Origin of the sequence: Hyphomicrobium sp. DY-1 (assembly GCF_047497105.1) — a bacterium.
Taxonomy (GTDB): domain Bacteria; phylum Pseudomonadota; class Alphaproteobacteria; order Rhizobiales; family Hyphomicrobiaceae; genus Hyphomicrobium_B.
In genome coordinates, this window is sequence record NZ_CP134870.1 from 916,175 (window position 1) to 941,759 (window position 25,585).

Annotated in this window: 15 protein-coding genes and 7 pseudogenes; 12 read left to right on the forward strand and 10 right to left on the reverse strand. The window is 58.3% G+C overall.

What is annotated here, in order from left to right; all coding sequences use genetic code 11:
• Positions 1 to 44 precede the first annotated feature (44 nt).
• The gene (locus RLW41_RS04445) at positions 45 to 1,709 is read right to left on the reverse strand and encodes a GspE/PulE family protein (protein WP_414463660.1); all 1,665 of its coding nucleotides are present in this window, start codon (positions 1,707 to 1,709) and stop codon (positions 45 to 47) included.
• A gap of 446 nt (positions 1,710 to 2,155) precedes the next feature.
• On the opposite strand from RLW41_RS04445, the gene gspD reads away from it, so the two are divergent.
• Positions 2,156 to 4,480, forward strand: a complete 2,325-nt coding sequence (gene gspD / locus RLW41_RS04450) for a type II secretion system secretin GspD (protein WP_414463661.1) — start codon at positions 2,156 to 2,158, stop codon at positions 4,478 to 4,480.
• Between the two features lie 28 nt (positions 4,481 to 4,508).
• On the opposite strand, the gene RLW41_RS04455 is transcribed toward gspD, so the two are convergent.
• On the reverse strand, positions 4,509 to 5,075 hold the full coding sequence (locus tag RLW41_RS04455; RefSeq protein WP_414463662.1) for a prepilin peptidase: 567 nt from the start codon (positions 5,073 to 5,075) through the stop codon (positions 4,509 to 4,511).
• A gap of 85 nt (positions 5,076 to 5,160) precedes the next feature.
• A complete protein-coding gene (locus tag RLW41_RS04460) occupies positions 5,161 to 5,415 on the reverse strand; it encodes a hypothetical protein (protein WP_414463663.1) in 255 nt (84 codons plus the stop codon).
• Positions 5,416 to 5,551: 136 nt separating this feature from the next.
• Between RLW41_RS04460 and RLW41_RS04465 the strand changes: the two are divergent.
• Both RLW41_RS04465 and RLW41_RS04470 read left to right on the forward strand, forming a co-directional pair.
• Positions 5,552 to 6,825: pseudogene (locus RLW41_RS04465) on the forward strand (IS256 family transposase).
• 129 nt (positions 6,826 to 6,954) lie between these two features.
• Positions 6,955 to 7,293: pseudogene (locus RLW41_RS04470) on the forward strand (class I SAM-dependent methyltransferase); the annotation flags it as partial.
• A gap of 526 nt (positions 7,294 to 7,819) precedes the next feature.
• Here RLW41_RS04470 and RLW41_RS04475 read toward each other — a convergent pair.
• A complete protein-coding gene (locus RLW41_RS04475) occupies positions 7,820 to 8,113 on the reverse strand; it encodes a DUF6508 domain-containing protein (RefSeq protein WP_414463664.1) in 294 nt (97 codons plus the stop codon).
• A 94-nt stretch (positions 8,114 to 8,207) separates the two neighbouring features.
• Here RLW41_RS04475 and RLW41_RS04480 point away from each other — a divergent pair.
• The 6 genes and pseudogenes from RLW41_RS04480 (at position 8,208) to RLW41_RS04505 (ending at position 16,035) form a co-directional block, all read left to right on the forward strand.
• A pseudogene (locus RLW41_RS04480) lies at positions 8,208 to 9,316 on the forward strand (IS630 family transposase).
• A gap of 57 nt (positions 9,317 to 9,373) precedes the next feature.
• Positions 9,374 to 9,907: pseudogene (locus RLW41_RS04485) on the forward strand (IS630 family transposase); the annotation flags it as partial.
• A 76-nt stretch (positions 9,908 to 9,983) separates the two neighbouring features.
• Positions 9,984 to 11,033 (forward strand): IS110 family transposase, encoded by a 1,050-nt coding sequence (locus tag RLW41_RS04490; RefSeq protein WP_414463665.1) that lies wholly within the window; start codon positions 9,984 to 9,986, stop codon positions 11,031 to 11,033.
• Between the two features lie 307 nt (positions 11,034 to 11,340).
• Positions 11,341 to 11,886: pseudogene (locus RLW41_RS04495) on the forward strand (IS630 family transposase); the annotation flags it as partial.
• Between the two features lie 564 nt (positions 11,887 to 12,450).
• Complete coding sequence (locus RLW41_RS04500) at positions 12,451 to 14,037, forward strand: carboxylesterase/lipase family protein (RefSeq protein WP_414463666.1); 1,587 nt, start codon at positions 12,451 to 12,453, stop codon at positions 14,035 to 14,037.
• A 285-nt stretch (positions 14,038 to 14,322) separates the two neighbouring features.
• The gene (locus RLW41_RS04505; RefSeq protein ID WP_414463667.1) at positions 14,323 to 16,035 is read left to right on the forward strand and encodes a carboxylesterase/lipase family protein; all 1,713 of its coding nucleotides are present in this window, start codon (positions 14,323 to 14,325) and stop codon (positions 16,033 to 16,035) included.
• 59 nt (positions 16,036 to 16,094) lie between these two features.
• Here the strand turns inward: RLW41_RS04505 and RLW41_RS04510 are convergent, their stop codons facing one another.
• Positions 16,095 to 17,093, reverse strand: a complete 999-nt coding sequence (locus RLW41_RS04510) for a helix-turn-helix domain-containing protein (protein WP_414463668.1) — start codon at positions 17,091 to 17,093, stop codon at positions 16,095 to 16,097.
• 153 nt (positions 17,094 to 17,246) lie between these two features.
• On the opposite strand from RLW41_RS04510, the gene RLW41_RS04515 reads away from it, so the two are divergent.
• Complete coding sequence (locus RLW41_RS04515; RefSeq protein ID WP_414463669.1) at positions 17,247 to 18,206, forward strand: IS5 family transposase; 960 nt, start codon at positions 17,247 to 17,249, stop codon at positions 18,204 to 18,206.
• Between the two features lie 377 nt (positions 18,207 to 18,583).
• Here RLW41_RS04515 and RLW41_RS04520 read toward each other — a convergent pair whose 3' ends face one another.
• Positions 18,584 to 18,937, reverse strand: coding sequence for a hypothetical protein (locus RLW41_RS04520; RefSeq protein ID WP_414463670.1), 354 nt, complete (start codon positions 18,935 to 18,937; stop codon positions 18,584 to 18,586).
• Between the two features lie 336 nt (positions 18,938 to 19,273).
• Between RLW41_RS04520 and RLW41_RS04525 the strand changes: the two genes are divergently transcribed.
• Positions 19,274 to 19,711, forward strand: a complete 438-nt coding sequence (locus RLW41_RS04525) for a universal stress protein (protein ID WP_414463671.1) — start codon at positions 19,274 to 19,276, stop codon at positions 19,709 to 19,711.
• 168 nt (positions 19,712 to 19,879) lie between these two features.
• Here RLW41_RS04525 and RLW41_RS04530 read toward each other — a convergent pair whose 3' ends face one another.
• The 3 genes and pseudogenes from RLW41_RS04530 to RLW41_RS04540 all read right to left on the reverse strand — a co-directional run bounded on the left by RLW41_RS04530 (position 19,880) and on the right by RLW41_RS04540 (position 22,739).
• Positions 19,880 to 20,362, reverse strand: a complete 483-nt coding sequence (locus tag RLW41_RS04530; RefSeq protein ID WP_414463672.1) for a tetratricopeptide repeat protein — start codon at positions 20,360 to 20,362, stop codon at positions 19,880 to 19,882.
• Positions 20,363 to 20,391: 29 nt separating this feature from the next.
• Positions 20,392 to 21,500: pseudogene (locus tag RLW41_RS04535) on the reverse strand (IS630 family transposase).
• 88 nt (positions 21,501 to 21,588) lie between these two features.
• Positions 21,589 to 22,739 (reverse strand): annotated as a pseudogene (locus tag RLW41_RS04540) (IS256 family transposase).
• A gap of 99 nt (positions 22,740 to 22,838) precedes the next feature.
• Between RLW41_RS04540 and RLW41_RS04545 the strand changes: the two are divergent.
• A complete protein-coding gene (locus RLW41_RS04545; RefSeq protein WP_414463673.1) occupies positions 22,839 to 23,072 on the forward strand; it encodes a PadR family transcriptional regulator in 234 nt (77 codons plus the stop codon).
• Between the two features lie 76 nt (positions 23,073 to 23,148).
• Here the strand turns inward: RLW41_RS04545 and RLW41_RS04550 are convergent, their stop codons facing one another.
• Positions 23,149 to 25,473: an FAD-dependent oxidoreductase gene (locus RLW41_RS04550; protein WP_414463674.1), complete on the reverse strand. Its 2,325-nt coding sequence runs from the start codon at positions 25,471 to 25,473 to the stop codon at positions 23,149 to 23,151.
• Between the last annotated feature and the right edge of the window lie 112 nt (positions 25,474 to 25,585).

Below are 25,585 nucleotides of genomic sequence, written 5' to 3' on the forward strand. Positions count from 1 at the left end.
TCCTCCCAATTTTTTTGTTTTGATGACGTTGTCTGTGAGCGTCTTCAAACGTCGAGTGCTACGCGGCGGACCTCCTCTTGTGTGGTGACGCCGGAGCGGCATTTGGCCAGTCCGTCCATAATCATCGACGTCATGCCGTTTTTTCTAGCTGCCGACTCGATTAGTGCGGTCTCGGCGTTCGGCTGAATGAGCTTGCGAATTTCATCATCGACGCTCAGAACTTCAGCGATGACAAGGCGTCCGCTGTAGCCAGTCCCGAAGCACCGTTCGCAGCCGACCGCGCGCCAATGGCGATTTTCGTCGGGCGTAAGATCGGTGGCTTGTGCTCGACCTAGCGAGAGCTTTTCATCTGAAGGCTGCTTGCAATGATCGCATAGAACTCTGACGAGGCGTTGCCCCACGACACATCTGAGCGAGGAGGCCAGCAAGAAGGCGTCAATTCCCATGTCGAGAAGGCGGGGAATCGCGCCAGCCGCCGTGTTCGTGTGAAGGGTCGACAACACGAGGTGTCCGGTGAGCGCTGAGTGGATTGCGATGCTCGCAGTCTCACCGTCACGCATTTCGCCAACCATCAGAACATCGGGATCGTGACGAAGGAATGAGCGGAGCGCGTCCGCAAACGTGAGGCCGATCGAGGGCTTGGCTTGCGTTTGGTTGACGCCGTCAAGCTCGTATTCGATCGGATCCTCGATCGTCAAAATTTTGCGGTGAGATTTATTGAGTAGCGAAAGCGCTGTCGCAAGCGTTGTCGTCTTACCGGATCCGGTTGGGCCCGTGACCAACATCAAGCCGTACGGCGCCGATAGATGCTTGCGCATTTCGGCCTCGTCACGCTCACAAAAACCGAGAGGAGCGAAATCCAGCATTCGCCTGACGTTATCGAGAAGTCGTATAGCGACGGCCTCGCCGTGCACCGTCGGGATCGTGGCGATGCGTAGGTCGAGGCGGTGCTCGTTGATTCGAATGCGCGCTCGTCCGTCTTGCGGGAGTCTACGCTCGGCGATGTTCAATCCGGACAAAATCTTTACGCGTGAGACAACGGCTTTGGCCATCTGCGCCGGGGGCGGAGGGACCTGCCGCAACATCCCATCGACCCTTATCCGAATGGCGACGCGGCCATCGAAGGGCTCTATGTGAATGTCCGTAGCACGCGCGTGGATGGCATTCTGAATCATCTGATTGACAAATCGGACGACCGGAGCGCCGAGTGCGATATCGCGCAGATGTTCTACGTCGTCGCCGCCTTCCGCTTTATTGCCTTCTTGCCAAACGGCGGCTGTTCCGCGTTCTCGCGCGCTTCGCTCTATGGCAGCCAGGATGTCCTCGGCCGCGGCAACGCGAGGAATGATTTCGCGCTGAAGTGCTATCCGGACGGCGTTGATGGATTGAACGTCTGACGGGTCTTCCATGGCAAGAAGGATGCCGCCGTCAACTTCTCCCAGTGGGAATATTTTGTTTTCCCGCAAAAAGGTTGGCGAAATATCCGTTTGTGGCGGTTGGAATCTCGTCCAGTCGCCCTCTTCGACTTTTGGGACTTTATGAAAGTCCGCGACCGCGCGAACCAACGCCTGCGACTGTAGGCCGGACGCCTTTCGTAACGCGGAAAAAATGGATGCGCCGGTTTCCTGACGGAACTTGCCTACACTGTCCAGGTCGGTCGGTGTGATAAGCCGTTCGCTGAGCAGGTAATCTTCGAAGCTTCCACTCATACATAGCCTCCAACACCGAGCGCCAAAGAGGAAGGCGTCGACTGCCAGTGAGCTTAGCAAAGTGAAGGGGCTTCAAAAATCCTTTTATTTCGATTTGTGCGGGCTAATCGATCTAAGACTAATCGATATTCTTTTGTCGGCATCGTACATTGCGGAGCGAAATGCACGGAAATCCAATTCAGTGCACTAAACGCAAACTTCCCACCGTTATGCTTTGAACGTTAAGTTACGCCAGCGCCACAGAGCGTTCTTCAAAGTCCCTTTGGTCAACGAAAAGAAGTCACTGCTTTTTTTTTCGCGAGCTATTGTCCCCTTCTCATCGATTCGGAAGGTCGGCCGTCCGGGGAAGCGGCAGATGGCTTCGGCGAACTACCTCTGAGCAGCGAATCGATAGATCACATAATAAAAATGAGTTGGCGTCCGAGTGGTGACGGGGGAAAGCGTTGATGACTGGGTGGAAGTTTCTGGCCCTGGCCGGATGTGTTTCTATCAGCGTTTCGGGGTGTTCTGCTTTGCTCGAAAAGCCACTCATAGAGCCGCCGGATGAGATGGCTAAGCTTTCCAACGCAGATCTTTCCCCTGTCGCTCAAGCAAAATATCGGCCGCAAGTTAGCCCCGGTATGAGCACCGGCTCGATAGAACGGAAATATCCTGGCGATAACCGGATCGCGCGAATGCCTCGGACCTCAACCCCGGGTGTTACCCAGACTAATACGGGATACGAACTCAACTTCGCCGACACTGAGCTTTCCGAACTTGCAAAGGTGATCCTCAAAGACACATTGGGCATTACGTACGTCTTTGACTCCCACGTCGAGGGCCGCGTGACGGTCTCGACAGGCGGTCCTGTTACGCGGGCTGAGCTCATCTCTATTCTCGAGAGCATCTTGGCAACAAATCACGCAGCCTTGCTCATAGAGAACAATGTCTACCGCATTGTTCCGGAGGCGGATGCTCATCAACAGGGGATTTCAGCATTCGACTATGTCCGCGAAAGCCATGAGGTTGGCGCCGGCTATGGGGTGTCGATTTTCGCACTTCGGTATGTGTCCACCGAGGCGATGATGCGGATGCTCGATGGCTTGATGGTGAAGCAGGACGATCTTCGCGCCAGCGTCTTTGACAACCTTCTATTCATTCGCGGATCGAGCCAAGTCCGCCAGTCAGTTGTCGATATCGTTGCCATGTTCGACGTTGACTGGATGAAAGGACAGTCTGCTGGAATATTTAAACTCGCCAATGCATCGCCTGACGATGTGATACGCGAGTTGCAGCAAGTGTTTCAGGCCAGCAAGCAAGGTCGCGGAATGGTAAGGTTCCAACCTATCGGGCGCCTCAACGCGATTTTGGCCCTAGCCCCCCGGTCCCAGACCATCGATAAGGTCGGAGACTGGATTTCGCGTCTCGATCATGGCGGCGCTGACGACGACAACTACTATGTCTATAGAGTCGAGAACGGCAGGGCCAGGGACCTGGCAAAGCTATTGATGGCTGCGTTCTCAGGTTCAGGCGGCGGATCTGTTCGTGGACCCGAGGAAAAAGAGGTTGCGCCAACGCTCGGAGCATCGAGACTGAGCTCGACCAGCAGCAGCTTTGGAAGCTCTTCAACGAATTCGGCTGGAAGCGGATTCGGCACTAGCGGGGGCGGAACCGGCAATAGCAGTTTCGGCGGTGGCGACACCCCTGGAGCATCAAACAACAACAGCCCGTTAAAGGGCGCTCCTCCGCTGGCATCGTCAGATGATGATTCGTCATCGGATATTTCGACATCTTCCACGTCCTCATCATCGTCGTCATCCGACGGCGTGCGTATCACCCCGGACGAGCACAACAACAAGCTTCTGATCAGAGCATCTGAGCGGAACTACAAAAAGATCCTCCAAATCCTGCGTCGGGTTGATCAGCCTCCCTTGCAGGTCCTAATTAACGCCACTCTCGCCGAAGTGACTCTCAATAAGAACTTGCAGTATGGCGTGCAGTTCTTCTTCCAGAAGAACCACGGGAAAGCGGGGGGCATCGGATTCAGCACTGCGGACGCGCTGGCGATTGCTCCGGTCACACCGGGTCTCAATTTGATTGCGGGGAGCGTAGGCTCCGATCCGAGAGTCATTCTCGACGCGCTTGCGCAGGAAACCGCTGTTCGTGTGGTGTCGTCACCATCGGTGGTGGTCCTTCATAACCAACAAGCGACGCTGGAAGTGGGAGACCAAGTTCCGATTATCACCCGTGAAGCTCAAAGTGTCATCAATCCGGATTCGCCGACCGTCAATGAGATCGACTATAAGAACACGGGCGTTATCCTCAACGTTACGCCCCGCATCAACAGCAACGGTTTGGTGACGATGGAGATTCAGCAAGAGGTAAGCGCCCTGCAGAATCCGACGGGTCAAGCGAACGCAACGGCCTCCCTCACGCCGACGATATCTCAGCGACGCGTCACAAGTACTATTGCTGTGCAGAGTGGCCAGATGGTCGTTCTTGGTGGTCTCATACGCGAAGAAGTGAACCGTTCGAAATCGAGCATACCTGTGCTCAACAAAATTCCGTATTTGGGCGACGTATTGGGCGGGGAGACAGACAACAGCAAAACACGGACGGAGCTCATCGTGTTCATCAGACCTACGGTTATCCGCGATCCGGAGGACGCGGCGGATGCCGCAGAGGCGCTGCGCGCGGGCATGGCTTCGTTGGCGCCGCGGCCTACAGCTTGGGATGCACGCGTGGAGGGCTATGGTGGGAGAAACGAGCCGGGAGGAGGCGCAATTAAATGAATTACGATGCTGCGGTTGGTAATGACGTCTAGGCAGCAGCCGCTAAGGCATTTGCACACCAGATGATCCAAATCGCCGGTGCCAGGAAGACACCAAACGGCATTGCGGTGGCGCCGGATAGCACCCGCCTTTGCCACAGCATCATCGCGATGATGTAGGCGATCGCTAGGATGCATCCTAATAGCAGGACATTCGTCATCCCCTGGAAACCCGTCCAGGCCCCGGCAACTGCGCCGAGTTTTACATCTCCGAGGCCAAGGCCTTCTCTGTCGCGCCAGTAAAAGTAGGCTTCCCTGATGCCATACAAGAGCATCGCACCGAATATCGCCGCCCCGGTGTGGTCTAGTGTCAGCGATGGGTCACGTTGGAGGTCGCCCAGAAAATATGTCGCCAGCAATCCGATAGGGATTGATGGCAACGACAAGGCATCGGGGATTATGTAACGTGCGGCGTCGGATGCGGCGATCCCCAGCATTGTCCAGCCGAGGACGCAAGAGAGTGCGGCGTAGGGAAATTCGAAGACGTAAAGAGAGATCACCGCAATCGCTATTGCCGCGCAAGCGATGACAGGTGGTGCAACGCGAGTGCGAGTCATCGGTGCCGTCCGTCTTGCGATGAAAACATACACGCCGCGGCGGCAGAGCCCGGGTTTGGACGCGATGTTCCAGCATGGATAACCACTAGCGTGTTACGATCGGCAGAGGTACGGGCCCCGTAATAGTAACGGCCAATGGCACGGACGCGTCGACGATATTCACTGGGAACGGCGTGCCACCAGTGGTGACCGGGAGCGGAGTGTTCACGTCAAATGCGACGACGCGAACGTTGGCAATCGATTGCGCGTCCGCGGCCGTCACCGTGAAGAAGGGTCGAATCACGATCCAAACCAGGGCGATCGCTATTACGGTCTGAATGAACTTGCTGTATCTATCCATTTTTTTGGCTCGCTAGAAGGATTGAAATCGGGTTCAGGGGATGTCCCGGGGTTCTGTTGAATTTCTGAAGAGGTCGGCGTTGCCCACCTTGAGCCGGTAGGCTCGGGGTGCTGATTCCACAAAGGAGAGCAACGCCATGACAAGAGATATCACACCAGCTGGTTCGCCGGCGACCGGGGCTGTGGACGAAGCGTATGCGGAAGTGCGGGCGAGCTTTGATCGGTTCTGCCTTACGGCAGGGATCGAGGCGCTCGGCACGATGATGGAGGCGGATGTCACGGCGGCCTGCGGGCCGCGCCACGGTCGTGACACGGCGCGGCGGGCGCACCGTTGGGGCCGCACGCGGGGACGGATCGGCTTCCACGGCGGCAAGATCGAGGTCGAGCGCCCGCGGGTTCGTGGCGTGGACGGCCGCGAGGTCACGATTCCGAGCTGGGAAACGGCGGCGCAGGAGGACTGGCTCGGTCGCTGGGCGATGAACCTGATGCTGATCAACGTGTCGACGCGCCGGTTCGCCGCGCTGTCCGGCTGCCCGAGGGTGACGTGCCGGCACCGCCCGGATCGGGGGTTTCGAAGTCGGCGGCCTCGCGGAGGTTCGTCGCGCTGTCGGCGGCGCGGCTGGCCGACTTCATGACTGCCGATCTGTCCGCGCTCGACCTTCTGGTGGTCCAAATCGACGGGCTGCATATCGGCGACGATCTCGTGCTGGTCGCCGCGATCGGTGTCGACGGTGAAGGCAACAAGCATCCGCTGACGCTGGTGGAAGGGGCGACCGAGAACGCCGCAACGGTTCAGGCCCTGCTGGACAACCTGGTCTCGCGCGGGCTCGCACCGACGGTGCCAAGACTGTTCATCGTCGACGGCGCGAAAGCGTTGTCGAAGGCGATCCGCCGCACCTTCGGCTCGGCCGCCGCGATCCAGCGCTGTCAGATCCACAAGGCGCGCAACATCATGGAACGCCTGCCGAAAGAGCATCATGCGGCCACCCGTCGGGTGCTGCGCCAGGCCTGGGAGCTCGATGACGCCGACAAGGCTGAAAAATTGATCCGCAATCTCGCGCGTCGACTCGACCAGCGATGGCCCGGCGTAGCGGCCAGCATCCTCGAAGGCGTCGACGAAATCCTGACTGTCGTCCGATTGAAGCTGCCGAAGGAGCTTCGTCGATCGCTCGCCTGTACCAACATCGCCGAGAATATGATGGGCACCATTCGCCGCGTCACACGCAACGTCAAACGCTGGCGTGATGCCGGCATGGCCTTGCGATGGGTCGCGGCCGGCATGATCGAGGCCAACAAGGGCTTCCGACGATTGAAGGCGCATAAGCAATTGTCGGTTCTGCGTGCGGCCCTTCAAGCTCACCACGATCGCATGACGATCAAGCCCGTTGCCCACGTCACGAGGGCCGCGTAACATTCAGTCCGGCAACGTCGGCCCGACCTAGTTCAACAGCGATCGGGACATCTCCTGGGCAAAGTAGCAAACTACCATAGCCTGAATCATCGAAACCAAGAGTTGATAGAGCCGTTTGCGATCAACGGGCTGCCCTCGCGAGCGGAAGTTCTTCCCGCTGTTGACAATTCCGGACTCATCGTCACCGATATCGAGATCCTGAGGTTGCACTATGCCGACACGCTTGCGGCGTGGCGCAACCGTTTCCTCAGTCATCGCGCAGATGCTGCGGCCGTTCTCGGCGAAAGGTTCTGCCGTATGTGGGAATTCTATCTGGCGGGAAGCGAAGTTGGTTTTCGCTACGGCGGACTGATGGTTTTCCAAATGCAACTTACCAGGAAAATCGACGCGATTCCCAACACGAGGAACTACATCACCGAAGAAGAGTCGCGGCTACGCCAACTGGAGCAAGCCGCCGAGGCTCGATGATGGTCCACGGGTCGCGAAGCGAACGGACGCGCGTGCCGAGAGGACTGCCGATTGAAAGGGACTTTTCTGGAAGCTGATCGAGTACCGCCGCGTGCGCCTGCTCTTGATGAATTTGCGGAGTTGTCCACGAGTTCAAACTCGCTTCCGGGTGGAAGCCATAAGCATCGGGCTCGGAACGGTCGCGCGAGACTGGTGTCCGCGCGCGTCAGATTATCGTTCGTAGACTGACGAGATCGCCCTGTGAAGCTTGTGGGCCTAGCCAAAATTCTGCTTGTTGCGCCTCGCTTGAAAAATTGCGCTATCGATATTCGCAACAACTTGAGTCATGCTGTCAACCTGATCGTCGTCGGAAATATTAGGGAACGCGCTCGCCTCGTACAGAAACTTCTCGAGAAGCGGTGCCGATATTGGGCTCAGAACTTCGCCGGCATCAATTCTGAGAATCGCTCGCCCGAAGCGTTCGATCTTGGAATCGGATGGTCGACATTTTGAAGCTGGTCCAGACATGATCGAAGCTGACGTCGCGTCAGACCAGGATATGTTCCGATAACCGGCCTTCCTCAGATTCTGCGCTACCCCGATCGCCGCACATCGCTTGAGCTTCGTCCGAATGAGCCCATGATGCCCAGTCGAAACCGCGTAACACCCATCCACGATTATAGGCGGTCCTGATAAACGCCTCGGCGACGTCGCCGAAAATCACATAAGGCATGATGATGGAACCAGATTTCGTCTTCTGAGCGGGACTAAACTCACCGGGCGCAAAATCGGGATCTTCCAGAGCTGGAAGATAGCGGGTCATCTCCTGGAGTTGCTGCATGAGATCGGCTTTGACCGGAATATATTCAAGATTCTAGTGTTCCGTCCCGGACACAGGATTCCCACGGCCTGGCAAATCAGTCATTCTCGGGGACATGCGAGCAAACATATCCTTCAAGGTGAGCGCGGCTGAGCGGGAGCGCCTGCAGCGCCTGGTAGCGGATCGCAACACGCCAGCGAAAGTCGTATGGCGCGCCAAGATCATCCTTGGCTCCGCGGATGGCTTGGGCACGATGGCGATCATGCGCGCCACGGGCAAATCGAAGCCATGTGTGTGGCGCTGGCAGGAGCGGTTCGCGGCGGAAGGGGTGGATGGCCTTGTGCGCGACAAGACGCGTCCGCCGGGCCGGGCGCCATTGTCGGCGGCGGTGAAGCGCAAAGTGCTCGCCAAGACCGCGAACGAAACGCCGCCGGACGCCACGCATTGGAGCGTGCGGACGATGGCGAAGGCGGTCGGCATCAGCCGCACGAGCGTCCAGCGCATCTGGGCCGAAGCCGGCCTCAAGCCGCATCTGGTGAAGAGGTTCAAGATCTCCAGCGATCCGGCGTTTGAGGAGAAGGTCACGGATGTGGTGGGGCTCTACATGAAGCCGCCTGATCGCGCTCTGGTGCTGTGTGTGGATGAGAAGAGCCAGATCCAGGCCCTTGACCGCACGCAGCCCGGCCTGCCCTTGAAGAAGGGCCGGGCGGCGACGATGACGCACGACTACAAGCGGCACGGCACGACGACGCTCTATGCCGCGCTCGACGTAAGGACCGGCCTGGTCATCGGCGACTGCAAGCCGCGACACCGTGCGCGGGAGTTCATCGCCTTCCTCAAGTTGATCGACGAGATCGTGGACGACCGTTTCGCCCTGCATCTGGTGGTGGACAACTACGGGCGCACAAGACGGCAGCGGTGAAGGCCTGGCTCGCCAAGCATCCACGCTTCCATCTGCACTTCACGCCGACCAGCGCCTCCTGGCTCAATCTGGTCGAGCGCTTCTTCGCGGAGATCACGAGAAAGCGCATCCGGCGCGGTGCGTTTGCCAGCGTGGCCGCGCTCGAGGCTGCCATCCGCGACTATCTGGCGAGCCACAACGCCAATCCAAAGCCGTTCGTGTGGAGCAAGACGGCGCACACCATCCTGGAAAAGGAACGGCGTGCCTTCAACGCACTCGAAGCCGTCAAAGCTGGGTATCAACCGTCAGAGTCGGAACACTAGTGTTCCGTCCCGGACACAGGATTCCCACGGCCTGGCAAATCAGTCATTCTCAGGGACATGCGAGCAAACATATCCTTCAAGGTGAGCGCGGCTGAGCGGGAGCGCCTGCAGCGCCTGGTAGCGGATCGCAACACGCCAGCGAAAGTCGTATGGCGCGCCAAGATCATCCTTGGCTCCGCGGATGGCTTGGGCACGATGGCGATCATGCGCGCCACGGGCAAATCGAAGCCATGTGTGTGGCGCTGGCAGGAGCGGTTCGCGGCGGAAGGGGTGGATGGCCTTGTGCGCGACAAGACGCGTCCGCCGGGCCGGGCGCCATTGTCGGCGGCGGTGAAGCGCAAAGTGCTCGCCAAGACCGCGAACGAAACGCCGCCGGACGCCACGCATTGGAGCGTGCGGACGATGGCGAAGGCGGTCGGCATCAGCCGCACGAGCGTCCAGCGCATCTGGGCCGAAGCCGGCCTCAAGCCGCATCTGGTGAAGAGGTTCAAGATCTCCAGCGATCCGGCGTTTGAGGAGAAGGTCACGGATGTGGTGGGGCTCTACATGAAGCCGCCTGATCGCGCTCTGGTGCTGTGTGTGGATGAGAAGAGATCCCATGGGGAGTGGATAGCGACCGACGCTCTGGCAGAGTGAGGTTGCTGACCCACCCACTCTGGAGGCGACCATGCAAATAATTACTGACCAACCCCAAGCGCCGACCGCTATCCGCACCGATTTTGGCGCGATTTTCGTCTCGTTGGAACTTAGTCGATCGACCTGGCTGATTACATCGCTGTCGCCGGGCGGCGGAGAAAAGATGTCGAAGCATACGGTTCGCAGCGGCGATGTCGCTGGACTGTGGGCACGGTTCTGTCAGCTCAAGGACAAGGTGCAGGTCCGCACGGGGCATGTCGTTCCTATCATCGTGATTCAGGAGGCGGGTCTCGACGGCTTTTGGATTCACCGCTTGCTGCAGGACGAACGGGTCGAAAGCCACGTCGTTGATCCTGCTTCAATCGCGACGTCGCGCCGGCGTCGACGGGCGAAGACTGACAAGATCGACGGGGAAGCTCTGGTGCGCGCGCTGCTGGCGTATAAGCGAGGCGAGCCGCGGGTGTGCGCCATGGTTCGAGCACCGACCCCACAAGAGGAGGATCGCCGCCGGATCTGTCGCGAGCGCAAGACGCTGACAGCGGAGCGGGTCGAGCACGTCAATCGGATCAAGGGGCTGCTCTTCGCCCAGGGCATCTCTGACTATGGGCCCTTATTGCGCAAAAGACGGGAGCGGCTTGAGGAACTCAGGACCGGTGATGGTCGTCCGCTACCTGAGCATTTGAAGGCACAGATTGGACGCGAACTTGATCGGCTCCCGGAATTCGCCGGTGTCCTGTGGTCGGAGGGGTTGTTCCGAAACTTTTCCAACCGACGGCAGGTTGCCGCTTATGCCGGATTGGCGCCGACGCCCTGGCGGAGCGGATCCGTCGCGCACGAACAAGGCGTCTCCAAAGCCGGAAACCCGCGGCTGCGAACAACCATGATCCAGCTCGCCTGGTTGTGGGTAAGGCATCAGCCCCGTTCGATACTGACCCTGTGGTTTCATCAGCGCGTACAGCTCAATGGTGGCCGAGTTCGGAAAGTGCTGATCGTTGCCTTGGCGCGAAAGCTGCTGATCGCCTTCTGGAAATATGTGACCGCCGGGGTTGTGCTGGAAGGAGCCGAGACAACGGCCGCCTGAAAACAAACGCTTCCCCCTTTTCAATCTTCCGGGGCCTGATCAGCTCCGGTGGATCCAGGTGAGCGGACCGAAATTTGGCCTGGCTTAAAAAGCCGAAGAAGAGAATGGTCCCGCCCTCCTGAGCCCTCGCCCGACGCAAGCGGGATATTGGTGCGGCCGATGTGAGCGGCGACCGGATGTGAGTTTGAAGCGGCATCGGAAACGGGCCGGGTCATGCAAACGGGCTCAGACCTTGGATACGCAGCAACGACCGGAGATTTACCATGGAATCCTGATCCGAACATCTTGACCCACAAATCCCCATGTGAGCCAGATCCAGGCCCTTGACCGCACGCAGCCCGGCCTGCCGATGAAGAAGGGGCGGCTCGGTACGATGACGCACGACTACAAGCGCAACGGCACCACCACCCTGTTCGCCGCCCTCAACGTCCTCGACGGCACCGTCATCGGCAGGAACATGCAGCGCCATCGCCATCAGGAGTTCATCCGCTTTCTCAATGCCATCAACACCGAGGTTCCCGCAGACAAGGCGGTGCACGTGGTCCTCGACAACTATGCTCCCCACAAGCACCCCAAGGTGCGCGCCTGGCTCGACCGTCACGAGCGCTTCACCTTCCACTTCACTCCGACATCATGCTCATGGCTCAACGCGGTAGAAGGCTTCTTCGCCAAGCTGTCCAAGCGCCACCTGAAACGCGGCGTCTTCCACTCCATTGTCGATCTCCAGGCCGCCATCAACCGTTTCCTCGCCGAGCACAACCAGCAGCCAAAGCCCTTCACCTGGACCGCCGATCCCGACAAGATCATCGCCGCCGTCAAGCGCGGGCACCAAGCGTTAGATTCCATCCACTAGCAAATAGTTTTTGGGAATATTCGGCTGTCGACCGCATTCGATGAAACCGACGGACATTGGAAGCAACGAAATGCACGCCTGAAAAAGAGTCGCGAGTTCTTCAGCTGGGGCAGTGCATAGCGTCTGCGCGAGCATCGTGAGGCAGCCGGCCAATGGACCAACCAGTTTTTCTGAAGGTATTAGGACGTTTGAAAATTTGTGATCGACGTCCTGTGCTTTCGGGAATGCAGAAGTTGGAATGATGAAGGCGAGATTATCGCACTGTGCAGATTTCCGGAGCCGGCTCTTTGCATCGCAAAATCAAGATTAATGTCGCTCACTGCATATTACTGTCGGTTTCTGCAACGCAGTCGCTCTCGAAGTGCCCTTTAGTACGGCCTCCCCAAGTGGAGAGCAAAGAAAATAGCAAACACACACACAACGACTAGGGAGCGAACTATGCAAAGCTCGTTTAACCTGAGCCAACGACAACGATCGACACGTAGTGCAATTCTGGTTTGTTCGCTGATCTCGACCGCAGTTATTACCTCGCCTACGTCGGCAGGCGCGAATAGCGACGGTCCAGTGGTCAAAACGGCCGAAGGCAAGGTGCGCGGCCTCACCGAAAATGGCGTCAACATCTTCAAAGGTATTCCGTATGCCGCTCCGCCGGTCGGGAAGTTGAGATGGATGCCGCCGCAGCCGGTCAAGCGCTGGAAAGGTCAACTCGACGCTACGCACTATGCAAATACTTGTCCGCAGGTAACTACTCTTGGAGCCTTTGCAGGTCCGACCAGCGCGAACGAGGACTGCCTTTATCTCAACGTCTTCGCCACCAACAAGAATAACAACAAAAAGAAACCTGTCATCGTCTGGATTCATGGTGGTGGCAATGTCGATGGCGAATCCAACGACTATGACGGAAGCAAGCTCGCGACTGGTGGTCCCGACGGCACGCCAACAGTTGTTGTAACACTGAACTATCGACTGGGTTTATTCGGAACGTTTTCCCATCCGGCGATCAACAAAGAAGGCCATCTCTGGGGCAACTACGGCACCCTCGATCAGCAGGCTGTGCTTCGCTGGGTCCAGCGCAACATCTCAGCTTTCGGCGGCGACCCAACCCGCGTGGCGGTGGGCGGCCAATCCGCTGGGGCTTATAACACGGGTGTGAACTTCTTGTCGCCCTTGAGCAATGGTCTTTTCAATCGCGCAATCTTCCAAAGCTCGCCTGGTTTCTTTTCCACACTTCCGACAGCTGCGGATGCACTAACGCGCGGCAAAAATTTTGCCAAGGCTGCCGCTTGCCCAACCGGTTCGGGTGCAAAGGCCGCTGACTGTCTGCGCAATCTCTCTGCGGCGCGCATTCTGCAGTTACAGGGTACGCCAAATGCCGATGGCCCTTACACGACGGGCACGCCGTTCGTCGACGGAACGATCATCCCCATCACCCCTGAAAAAGCCTGGGCCACCGGGCGGTTCAATAAAATGCCGGTCATGGGTGGCGCAACCAAGGACGAGATGACATTCCTAACAGGCATCAGCGAATACTTCGCAACACCGCAGGCACCGATGACCGCCGATCAGTATGCAGCTGCGGTCACACAAGGCGCGCCTTGCGCCTTCTGCACCGGTGGTGCAATGCCGGCAGGTGTTGCCGATCAGTATCCACTGTCCACATACAACAACGATCCGATGATCGCCTACGAACGCGTGGTGACAGATACTGCGAAGTGCAAAGAAGTTCACGTGTTACAGAAATTGGCGCCGCTGGTCCCGACGTATGCCTACGACTTCACCTATCCCAATGCGCCGTACTATTTCCCGAAGATGCCGGGCTTCAAAGCTCTGGCGTCTCATACCATCGATATCCAGTTCCTGTTCAATAACTGGCATGGCGGCAATATCGGCGTGAACCTTGATCAGGAGACAGGCCAGCCTCGCGAACTCAATGAGAAAGAAACAAAGCTCTCCGATCAGCTTGTCGCTGCATGGACCAACTTCGCAAAGAATGGCAATCCGAACGGCTCGGGCAACTCGCCTTGGCCGAAGTTCGATGCCGGACAGAACGCGAAATATTTCGTGCAGGACGTTCCGCTGTCAACGACGCCGGTATCGCAATTCCGATCTGTTTATAAATGCGATTTCTGGGACACCGTCGCCAGCTACTAAGCAGCTACGCACGACAAGAACTCTGGAAGTGGCGACAGAAGCCGCCACTTCTCAATCCGAAATGCTTGGGGTGTTAATCAACGCTGCGTTGGCATAGGCAAGATGCGCGGAGTTGAGTGCAAAAGATACAGGTCCAAAATCCGGATTATGGCGCTCCAGGCCAATTCTGTTCGCTCAGGACAAACGAAATAACGCCATGAGTATGCTTCCGTCACTTCCTTGCGAAAGAAGCAGCGAATTATTCTCAATAAAAGAAAAGCAAACAATCTGCAATGGAGAGGAATAATGCAAAGTATCTTCAATCTCGGCGCTCGACATAGTTCGTTGCGCCAAAGTCTTCTTGCGTGTTCAATGCTTGCAGCAGGACTAGCGATAACTCCCGCAATTGCCCAAAACAACAACGACAATAGCGGACCGACCGTCAAGACGACCGATGGAAAGATACGCGGATACACAAAGGATGGCGTCAATATCTTCCTGGGCATTCCGTATGCCGCTCCGCCCGTCGGCAATCTGCGCTGGCAGCCGCCGCAACCAGTCAAACGCTGGAAAGGCCAACTCGACGCCACGCACTATGCGAACACGTGTCCGCAGGTAACGACCCTCGGCGCATTTGCAGGTCCGACGAGTGCGAACGAAGACTGCCTTTATCTCAACGTCTTCACTACCAACAAGAATAACAACAAAAAGAAGCCGGTCATCGTCTGGATTCATGGCGGTGGAAATTTCGATGGCGAGTCGAGCGACTACGATGGCAGCAAGCTGGCGACCGGCGGCCCGAACGGTACCCCGACCGTCGTTGTGACGATGAACTACCGCCTAGGCCTGTTTGGCTTTTTTTCACACCCTGCGATAAATAAGGAAGGCCATCTCTGGGGCAACTACGGCATCCTCGATCAGCAAGCTGTGCTTCGCTGGGTTCAGCGCAACATTTCAGCGTTCGGTGGTGATCCGTCCCGTGTTGCGTTGGGCGGCCAATCTGCAGGCGCGCTCGATACCGGACTCAACTTGCTTTCGCCGTTGAGCAATGGCCTGTTCAACCGAGCCATCGCGCAGAGTTCACCAGCATTTTTCGACACAGCCATTCCAGCAGCCACCGCGTCGAGCACCGGCAAGAACTTTGCGACTGCGGCCGGATGCAAGGGATCTGATGCGGCCGCCGCAAAATGCCTGCGCGATCTCACAGCGGCGCGCATTCTGCAATTGCAAGGCACGCCCAACGCGAACAGTGCTTTCATCAGTTTAGCAATTGCCGATGGCACAATCATCCCGACCAATCCGGCGCAAGCCTTGGCAGCCGGCAGGTTCAACAAGATGCCCGTCATGGGAGGCGCGACCAAAGACGAGGGCACGTTCTTTACAGGTATTACTGAATATTTCTCCGGCCCGCCTCAGTCGCCGATGATAGCGGATCAGTATGCAGCGGCGATCGCACAAGGAGCGCTTTCTCCTTTCCTTGGAACGCCATTTCCGGCCGGAACTGCAGATCAGTACCCGCTCTCCAACTATGGCGGCGATCCGATGGCCGCTTACGACAGAGCGACGACGGATCCGATCAAGTGCAAGGATCTCCACGTTCTACAGACATTGGCGTCGCAGGTGCCGACCTACGCCTACGATTTCACCTATCAGAACAGCCCTTACTACTTCCCGAAGATGCCGGGCTTCAAAGGTCTGGCAGCACACACGATTGACATCCAGTTCTTGTTCAACAACTGGCATGGCGGACAACTCGGCGTGAATCTCGACCAGGAGACGGGTCAGCCACGAGAGTTAAATAACAAGGAAACGAAACTATCCGATCAGCTCGTTGCCGCGTGGACTAACTTCGCGAAGAGCGGCAATCCGAATGGCTCGGGGAATTCACCCTGGCCAAAGTTCGGCGCCGGCAACAGCGCGAAGTACTTCGTCCAGGACATACCTCTCTCGACGACGACTGTCTCGCAGTACAGAAGCGAGTACAAATGTGATTTCTGGGATCCGGTTGCAGGCTACTGAACGGTGGCCGACGTAAACCAGCGGAAGTGGCGGCAGTGTTCGCCACTTCCGCTGGCCGTTTAACCCCTGCGTCTACATTCTCTCGGGGTACAATCAAATCGCTTCTTGAAAGCTCGGGTAAATGTTGAAAGATCACTGAACCCCCAGCGGAAAGCCAAGGCCGAAATAGGAATGTTGTCGTATGCGTTGGAGACAAGGTCGCGACGTACACCTTCTAGGCGTTTTCCCATCACGTAAGTGCCGAATGTCGTGCCATTGATAGCGAATTGCCTATGAATGTATCTTACGGACACGTTGAAATGTTCAGCTGCTGCACCCGGAGATAGTTCCGCGTTACCGAGATTATGTTCGATAAATTTCAACAACTCTCGAACATAGCGGCTAGGTATTAGCTCCATTCGTTCTATAAGCTCTTTCCTTCTCCGCCCGGCAGCCATCGGCAGAAGAATAATGGAAGCATCATACAAAGCTGCCAGCTCTTCCGACGAAGTAGTTGGCAACGTCATCACCAGAGCGTCCAAACACGCCGCCAGTGGATTGGCCAATTGTTCAGGTGGAATAGAAATATTGCGAAACAGAGAGTTAGCGTTCTCTAAGTCATTGAAACGAACCTTTGGGACCACGAGCGAGAATACATCGTAGGAGCGTTCAGCACGCTCCTTAACTTTGACCGGAGATGAGCCATCAAAAATCATCAAGCTTCGCTTTATTCCGCACGCGTCCCGTCCATCCTGTTCTACTTGCGCTGCGCCGTGCAAAATGTAACAAACATAAAAGACGTCCTCATTTGAATTTGCTATTTCTGTCCCTGAACGCGTTCCAATAAGGGGCGTCATTTGCACACGAGAAATCAGGTCGGAACCCAATTCTGCACTTATAATGCGTGCATGAAAATCAGCGTCCGGCATCATTTCGAAACGCCAAGGCATGCCCTTACTTGCAAGCGTGTCGCGAAAGCGAGCGAACTTTTGCTTTTCCGAACAACTTTCCGCATCAAAAATAGTGATTGAGAGGTTTGTCTGCTCCGAATGTCTAATATTCTTTCTATTGCTATTCATGGATTGCTCCCCCAGCGGGACGGAAAGCGCCTCTCCAATTTAGATTCTCAATGTAATCCTCATTTCGCCCCGCGTTGCAAGAAGAATCTAGGGAGCCTCTGAACAACCACTCGACCATGGCACACTGAGGTCATTGATTCGAGGGGGCAACGGATGGCTGACCAGTTGAGCTTTGCATCGCTCGAGTTTGCAGCGAAGAAGAAGCGCACGAAGCGGGATGTATTCCTGGCCGAGATGTCGGCCGTGGTGCCGTGGGCCCAGCTCGAAGCGCTGATCGAGCCGCACTATCCCAAGCTTGGCCCGCAGGGCGGGCGCCGCCCGTTCCCGCTGCCGACGATGCTGCGCATCTACTGCCTGCAGCAGTGGTACAACCTCTCCGACCCTGGCGCCGAGGAGACGCTTTACGACATCCAATCGATGCGCGCGTTCGCCGGTCTCGAACTCGGCCGCGATGCGATCCCCGACGAGACGACGATCCTCAACTTCCGCCATCTGCTCGAACGGCACGAGCTGACGAAGGCGATCTTCGAGAGCGTGGCCGAGCACCTCGCGGCCAAGGGCGAGTTGCTGCGCGGCGGCACCATCGTCGACGCGACGCTGATCGCCGCCTCATCCTCGACGAAGAACAAGGAGCAGAAGCGCGATCCCGCCATGTCATCGTCGAAGAAGGGAAACCAGTGGTACTTCGGCATGAAGGCGCACATCGGCGTCGATGCGGAAAGCGGGCTCGTGCACACGGCCGGCGTGACGACGGGCAAGGTTCACGATGCGAAGGTGATGGCCAACCTGATCCGCGAGGACGACACCGCGGTCTACGGCGACAAAGGCTACGCGAGTGAGGAGAAGAAGCGCGCTGCCGAAGACGCCGGTGTGCTCTGGGCGGTGAAGGAGAAGGCGAAGCCCGGCCGCGATCTCACGCAGCGCCAGCGCGCGAGGAACCGCCGCTTCGGCAAGGTGCGCGCAAAGGTCGAGCACGTCTTCCGTGTCCTGAAATGCCAGTTCGGCTATCGCAAAGTGCGCTACCGCGGCATCGCCAAGAACGGCGCACAGGTGTTCGCGCTCTTCGCGCTCGCCAATCTCTACCTCGCTCGCAGTCGACTTGCGTCTGCTTGAGCGAGGAATGCGGGCCGAACGGCGCCGTAGCGGCATCTGCCAGCTGCTCGAACGCCCCCAAAAAGCGCGATGAACGTCACTGCCGCCCCTGGCCGAGCGTGCTATTCAGAGGTTCCCTAACAAACCGAATGCAATCTCGCCAATCTTCGTTCGTCAGAATGTGCGTATTTCGCTTCTCGTCGTCATTGCCGGCCAATCACCGCATCACAGACGCTTAGCGGATTCGTCGCGATAAACCTTGATATAATGGTCTGTGTCCGATCACTTAGAAACTTATCTGAGATCCAAAGGCAACGGTGTCCGCATCCTCTAAATTCCGACCTGGGACGTCGACTTCATGATGCCTGTAGCGTAGCCAAACCAACATGGCAGCAACGTCAATTTCCTGAGCAACGCCGAGTCCCCAAAATTGTGCTCCCCGACCCATCGATAACCTTGGCGCCACCTTGAGTGTTGTTCACGTCATAGATTGCAACGCCATCGGTCGATTGCAGATATTCTCCGAATGGGATGGTGTGGCCGAGTGACGTAAATTTCAATCGATCGCCAATTTTGAGATAGTACGTATCTGTTGTTGGATTGTTCATTTTATTGACTTGCTGGTTGATGCGTGCCCATGCGCCGAGAGCGAACAAACCTGTTGGTTCGTGCTCAAGATATGTGCCCACCTGCCAGACATTTAGACGGTCGTCGGATGCAAAGGTATTATTGAGCGGGTTTTTCCAATTCATCGACGAGTCAGAATAACTTACTATGCCTTGAACTTTCAGATCTCGTAGCGCATCCGGTTAAGAATGGAGAGGGTCGTATTGGGAAAACAGTTGACCCGTATCAATGCGCTCGTCCCCGTCTCTCAGTCTTGATGTCGTTGGCTACCGGTGTCCCTCTCCGGCTAGCTCGATTGGGTGGCTCAGCTTCAACCCCCCGTGATGCTGAGCCAGGGCTTCGGATACATCCGAGGCAAAGACCCAAGATAAGCGGCACTAGGCTCCCCCCGCCTAGTGCCGCGCCTTCAAAGGTTCGCTCACCCCTTCTCAGGATCCGACGGCCACCAGTGAGGAAAAGACATGCAACAGATCTTGGTGGCGACCGACGGGTCCGAAAGTGCAGAACGCGCCGTGGATGTTGCGGCGGAGTTGGCAAAAGCTACCGGCGGCATCCTGCATATCGTGTACGTGGCAAGCGACTTGCCCGAAGAGACGTTGCACGAGGTGAGGCGGAGCCCTGCCATGGAGAAGCTAATCGGCGACGCTATCGATCAACATTCCAAGCAGATCTTGATACGTGCACGGGAAAGAGCGCTGGCTAAAGGCGTGAAGACTGTTCAAACCCAGCAACTGTGGGGAGACGCCGCTCAAAATATCTTGGATGCATCCCAGAGTGTGGGGGCGAATATGCTTGTCGTTGGAAGACGAGGGCGTGGGCGTCTCGCCGCTCTGTTGCTCGGCAGTGTATCGCAAAAAGTGGCGAGCCTCTCGCCTAGCGTTGTCGTCGTGGTTCCGTAGAGCGACTCCCTCACGTTCATGAAAGATTGTCGGTCTATAGCTCGGGAGACTTCGCTATCTGCAATAAAGTTCGCGTTATAATCGTTGTCGGCCAGATTAGCTTAGCAAGCACACGGCCGGCGTGCCGCAATATTCCATCAAGAGCGCAGTTTAGCCGAAGGCGCAAACTTATGGCGCCGCACCCAGCCTCTTCAGGCCTGAAGAGGCTGGCGAAAGTAAGGGATCGAGGGCCAAGGCTTTCCGATAGTCCGAAATACTCGCAACGCGAACTCCAAGAATTTCGTTCACCATCGCACGGTTCAAATATGCAGTGGTCATGTCGGGCTCGAGCTCAATCGCCTTCGAATAGTCGGCGACCGCTTTCTCAAAATTTTGTAGATCGAAGTAGATGTTACCGCGATCATAATACGCAATACCATTGTTCCGGTCAGCTGCTATGGACGCGCTGAAGTCGGCCAAGGCTTTGGCCGATTGGCTCTGTCCCGCATAGGCGATGCCTCGGTTGATGTACGCGATGGACAGGTTTTCGGTTATCATTGTATGATCAATAATTTCGGTGCATCCGTGAATCTGTCGAGCAATATTTGAGCCGTCATTGCATTCCGAAACAGCATCAGCATGGACCGCTGTCGAAATGAAAATCAGCGTCAAGGCAAGAATACATCTCACAGCACGTCAACCTAGTGTTCCGACTCTGACGGTTGATACCCAGCTTTGACGGCTTCGAGTGCGTTGAAGGCACGCCGTTCCTTTTCCAGGATGGTGTGCGCCGTCTTGCTCCACACGAACGGCTTTGGATTGGCGTTGTGGCTCGCCAGATAGTCGCGGATGGCAGCCTCGAGCGCGGCCACGCTGGCAAACGCACCGCGCCGGATGCGCTTTCTCGTGATCTCCGCGAAGAAGCGCTCGACCAGATTGAGCCAGGAGGCGCTGGTCGGCGTGAAGTGCAGATGGAAGCGTGGATGCTTGGCGAGCCAGGCCTTCACCGCTGCCGTCTTGTGCGCCCGTAGTTGTCCACCACCAGATGCAGGGCGAAACGGTCGTCCACGATCTCGTCGATCAACTTGAGGAAGGCGATGAACTCCCGCGCACGGTGTCGCGGCTTGCAGTCGCCGATGACCAGGCCGGTCCTTACGTCGAGCGCGGCATAGAGCGTCGTCGTGCCGTGCCGCTTGTAGTCGTGCGTCATCGTCGCCGCCCGGCCCTTCTTCAAGGGCAGGCCGGGCTGCGTGCGGTCAAGGGCCTGGATCTGGCTCTTCTCATCCACACACAGCACCAGAGCGCGATCAGGCGGCTTCATGTAGAGCCCCACCACATCCGTGACCTTCTCCTCAAACGCCGGATCGCTGGAGATCTTGAACCTCTTCACCAGATGCGGCTTGAGGCCGGCTTCGGCCCAGATGCGCTGGACGCTCGTGCGGCTGATGCCGACCGCCTTCGCCATCGTCCGCACGCTCCAATGCGTGGCGTCCGGCGGCGTTTCGTTCGCGGTCTTGGCGAGCACTTTGCGCTTCACCGCCGCCGACAATGGCGCCCGGCCCGGCGGACGCGTCTTGTCGCGCACAAGGCCATCCACCCCTTCCGCCGCGAACCGCTCCTGCCAGCGCCACACACATGGCTTCGATTTGCCCGTGGCGCGCATGATCGCCATCGTGCCCAAGCCATCCGCGGAGCCAAGGATGATCTTGGCGCGCCATACGACTTTCGCTGGCGTGTTGCGATCCGCTACCAGGCGCTGCAGGCGCTCCCGCTCAGCCGCGCTCACCTTGAAGGATATGTTTGCTCGCATGTCCCCGAGAATGACTGATTTGCCAGGCCGTGGGAATCCTGTGTCCGGGACGGAACACTAGGTCGGGCCGACGTTGCCGGACTGAATGTTACGCGGCCCTCGTGACGTGGGCAACGGGCTTGATCGTCATGCGATCGTGGTGAGCTTGAAGGGCCGCACGCAGAACCGACAATTGCTTATGCGCCTTCAATCGTCGGAAGCCCTTGTTGGCCTCGATCATGCCGGCCGCGACCCATCGCAAGGCCATGCCGGCATCACGCCAGCGTTTGACGTTGCGTGTGACGCGGCGAATGGTGCCCATCATATTCTCGGCGATGTTGGTACAGGCGAGCGATCGACGAAGCTCCTTCGGCAGCTTCAATCGGACGACAGTCAGGATTTCGTCGACGCCTTCGAGGATGCTGGCCGCTACGCCGGGCCATCGCTGGTCGAGTCGACGCGCGAGATTGCGGATCAATTTTTCAGCCTTGTCGGCGTCATCGAGCTCCCAGGCCTGGCGCAGCACCCGACGGGTGGCCGCATGATGCTCTTTCGGCAGGCGTTCCATGATGTTGCGCGCCTTGTGGATCTGACAGCGCTGGATCGCGGCGGCCGAGCCGAAGGTGCGGCGGATCGCCTTCGACAACGCTTTCGCGCCGTCGACGATGAACAGTCTTGGCACCGTCGGTGCGAGCCCGCGCGAGACCAGGTTGTCCAGCAGGGCCTGAACCGTTGCGGCGTTCTCGGTCGCCCCTTCCACCAGCGTCAGCGGATGCTTGTTGCCTTCACCGTCGACACCGATCGCGGCGACCAGCACGAGATCGTCGCCGATATGCAGCCCGTCGATTTGGACCACCAGAAGGTCGAGCGCGGACAGATCGGCAGTCATGAAGTCGGCCAGCCGCGCCGCCGACAGCGCGACGAACCTCCGCGAGGCCGCCGACTTCGAAACCCCCGATCCGGGCGGTGCCGGCACGTCACCCTCGGGCAGCCGGACAGCGCGGCGAACCGGCGCGTCGACACGTTGATCAGCATCAGGTTCATCGCCCAGCGACCGAGCCAGTCCTCCTGCGCCGCCGTTTCCCAGCTCGGAATCGTGACCTCGCGGCCGTCCACGCCACGAACCCGCGGGCGCTCGACCTCGATCTTGCCGCCGTGGAAGCCGATCCGTCCCCGCGTGCGGCCCCAACGGTGCGCCCGCCGCGCCGTGTCACGACCGTGGCGCGGCCCGCAGGCCGCCGTGACATCCGCCTCCATCATCGTGCCGAGCGCCTCGATCCCTGCCGTAAGGCAGAACCGATCTTGCCCACCTTGAGCCGGTAGGCTCGGGGTGCTGATTCCACAAAGGAGAGCAATGCCATGACAAGAGATATCCCGTCTTTTGATGACATGCACGTCAAGACGCTATGTTTGGCCATCCTGTCCTTTGGAGAGGCGACAGGTTACGAGATCCGCAAACGCGCTGCGGAAGGGCCGCTCAGCTACTTCACCGAGGCAAGCTTCGGGGCCATCTATCCGGCGCTCGATCGCCTTTGGCGCGAGGGGCTGATCGAAAGGCGACGGGAAGCCCGCCCCGCAAGGTATACTCTCTGATGGAAGCGCGAGAAAAGGCTTTGGTCGAGGCCCTGCATCAGCCGTTGAAGCCCGACGTATTCAAGTCCGAGTTCCCTCAAGGTGAGCCACCGCGAATGACCTTCCTGGCGACCGCGTAACCTTCGGTTTGATGCGATCGAATGGTCTTGTATGAAAAATCATAGTCGAGAGAAGCAGGCTCTCGGTCTTGTCCTTGCCGCCTGAACCGCGTGATGGTCGTCGCAGCTCCGTCGCCCATGAGTTGAATATACGCCGGCAAATGTTTGATCCTGGCGGTTTCCGCCGGATCTAGATGGGTGAGAAGATGATCGATGAGCTTGCGATAGGCGCCGATCGTTTCGCGATGGCGCAGGTCGCTTCTTGTCCGTTCGGAATAGACGATCTCGTCGCGCCGGAGCAGCACCTCCATCATGTTGGTCGGAAGCGGACTTCTGCCCGAGAACAGATCGACGATGAAAACCCGCTTGCCGTCCGGACCGCAGCGGTCGACGAGAAGATCAAGCGGTGAGTTGCTGACAATGCCGCCGTCCCAATAGGCATTGCCGTCGACGACCGTCCAGGGGAATCCCGGCGGCAGGCTGCCGCTCGCCAGGACATGCTCGGGGGTGAGATCGTCGACATAGCTGTCGAAGACTTCGAGCTCCGCCGTGGTGACATTGACAGCGCTGATGAGCAAGCGTACCGGGCTCGTCTTGAGCGCCGTGAAATCCACGTACTTCGCAAGAAGCTCCTTCACGGGCGCGGTGTCGTAATAGCTCGTCCAGTTTACTGGGAATTCGGTGAGCGAGCTGAACGGCAGCATCCAGCGGGGTCGAAAGAACCGCGGCACCCCGAATGTCAGGACCTGTAACGCTGCCGCCGCTCGCTCACCGCAGGCGAATGGCAGCTCCACGGTCGCGACGGCCAATTCGGCCCAGAATGCTTCAAGCGCCGGCGTCGCATGACGCGGGTTGCTGGCGATGATCGCGCCGTTGAACGCGCCGATCGAAACGCCGGCGACGATGTCCGGGAAAATCTCCTCCTCTTCGAGGGCCTTGACGACACCGCACTCGAAGGCGCCGAGAGCACCTCCGCCCTGAAGGACCAGTGCCGTCCCCGCAGGAATATGCTCCAGGGGAAAGGCCGGATCACTGAGCCGGTCCTTGATCGCGCGTACATTCACCCGATGGCGGATCAGGCCTTCGGCGAGCCGGGTTTCATCGACGGGCCTGCCTATCGAGAACAGCGCACGCGGCACGTCGCCCTTAAGATAAAACAGCGCGAAGGATCGGGTTTCGATCGCGCCGCGACCGATCCGTTCCTCCGCCTCCGTGGGCCAGCCGAGCATGTTGAAGCCAATATCGCCGATCTCGCAGAAGAAATAGGAAACCTCGTCATAGGGCAGCCGGCGTCCCACCATGTTCCTAGCGGCAAGACGTCCCTGCTTCACCGCATTGTCCCAATGTTCGATGTGGCGGCGCCGTGCGAAGACCGGGTCATAGAACGTGGTGACATCGCCGGCCGCGAAGACATCCGGCGCGCTCGTCCTAAGCAGCGCGTCCACCACGACGCGTCCCTCCTCAAGGGCGATGTTGCTGTCATGCAGAAACGCGGTGGCCGGCACGACACCGATGCTGACGACCACGAGCTCGCAGGGCATCCGCTGCCCGGATTTCATCTCGAGTTCCTGAACGCGGTCCTGGCCACGGAGCGCAACCGCCGTGTCGTTCAGCAGCACCGAGACTCCACGATTTTCGACATATCGCTGGAAGTAGGCGGAGACGTCGGCGGATTCGAGATGTGGAAGCAGCCGGTCACCGAATTCGATGATGTTGACATCGAGGCCGAGCTCGACCAGCGACATGGCGATTTCCATACCAAGAAAGCTGCCCCCGAGCACCACGGCACGCCTGGCTTGGGCGGCGGCCCGACGAACCATCTCGGCGTCGGCTCTCTGCCGCAGGACATGGATTCCGGCGAGATCTGCGCCTGGGACGAGAAGAGGCTTCGGTGTCGCGCCGGTGGCGATCAGGAGCTGGCCATAGTGGATCCGTTCGCCCATTGCGGTCGTTATCGTGTGGCTTTCCGGATCGACGGATGCCACCCGGGCGTTGAGTTGCAGATCGATCGCCTTCTGGCGATAGAAGCTTTCGGGGTGAACGAAGATCTGCTGCCCGATGCCGTCGTCGAGTAGCATCCGCTTGGACAGGGGCGGCCGGTGGTATGGCGGCAGATCCTCCTGCGACAGGATCAGAATCGAGCCGGCAGCCCCTTCCGCCCGCAACGTCTCGGCCGCGACGGCGCTGGCGACGCCACCTCCGACCAGCAGGAAATCGATATGTCGCGGCGGGGGATGCGAGTTGTCGACGGACACCGCAGTGTCCGTCGACACCCCTTGCTCCGGCTCGAACCCCGGCATCATAATTTGAGCCCTTCAACATTGCCGAGTCGCGCCGGAACGGAACACGTGTCGGGGGCGACCTTCCGTGGCGGCGGGTCTGGAATCTCGTGCAGCACGTGCGTGGCCAATGGAC

Coding starts and splice junctions, on each gene's coding strand:
- RLW41_RS04445 (WP_414463660.1), bottom strand. CDS start 1,709: ATGAGTGGAAGCTTCGAAGATTACCTGCTCAGCGAACGGCTTATCACA.
- gspD (WP_414463661.1), top strand. CDS start 2,156: ATGACTGGGTGGAAGTTTCTGGCCCTGGCCGGATGTGTTTCTATCAGC.
- RLW41_RS04455 (WP_414463662.1), bottom strand. CDS start 5,075: ATGACTCGCACTCGCGTTGCACCACCTGTCATCGCTTGCGCGGCAATA.
- RLW41_RS04460 (WP_414463663.1), bottom strand. CDS start 5,415: ATGGATAGATACAGCAAGTTCATTCAGACCGTAATAGCGATCGCCCTG.
- RLW41_RS04475 (WP_414463664.1), bottom strand. CDS start 8,113: ATGCAGCAACTCCAGGAGATGACCCGCTATCTTCCAGCTCTGGAAGAT.
- RLW41_RS04490 (WP_414463665.1), top strand. CDS start 9,984: ATGCAAATAATTACTGACCAACCCCAAGCGCCGACCGCTATCCGCACC.
- RLW41_RS04505 (WP_414463667.1), top strand. CDS start 14,323: ATGCAAAGTATCTTCAATCTCGGCGCTCGACATAGTTCGTTGCGCCAA.
- RLW41_RS04510 (WP_414463668.1), bottom strand. CDS start 17,093: ATGAATAGCAATAGAAAGAATATTAGACATTCGGAGCAGACAAACCTC.
- RLW41_RS04515 (WP_414463669.1), top strand. CDS start 17,247: ATGGCTGACCAGTTGAGCTTTGCATCGCTCGAGTTTGCAGCGAAGAAG.
- RLW41_RS04520 (WP_414463670.1), bottom strand. CDS start 18,937: ATGAATTGGAAAAACCCGCTCAATAATACCTTTGCATCCGACGACCGT.
- RLW41_RS04525 (WP_414463671.1), top strand. CDS start 19,274: ATGCAACAGATCTTGGTGGCGACCGACGGGTCCGAAAGTGCAGAACGC.
- RLW41_RS04545 (WP_414463673.1), top strand. CDS start 22,839: ATGACAAGAGATATCCCGTCTTTTGATGACATGCACGTCAAGACGCTA.
- RLW41_RS04550 (WP_414463674.1), bottom strand. CDS start 25,473: ATGATGCCGGGGTTCGAGCCGGAGCAAGGGGTGTCGACGGACACTGCG.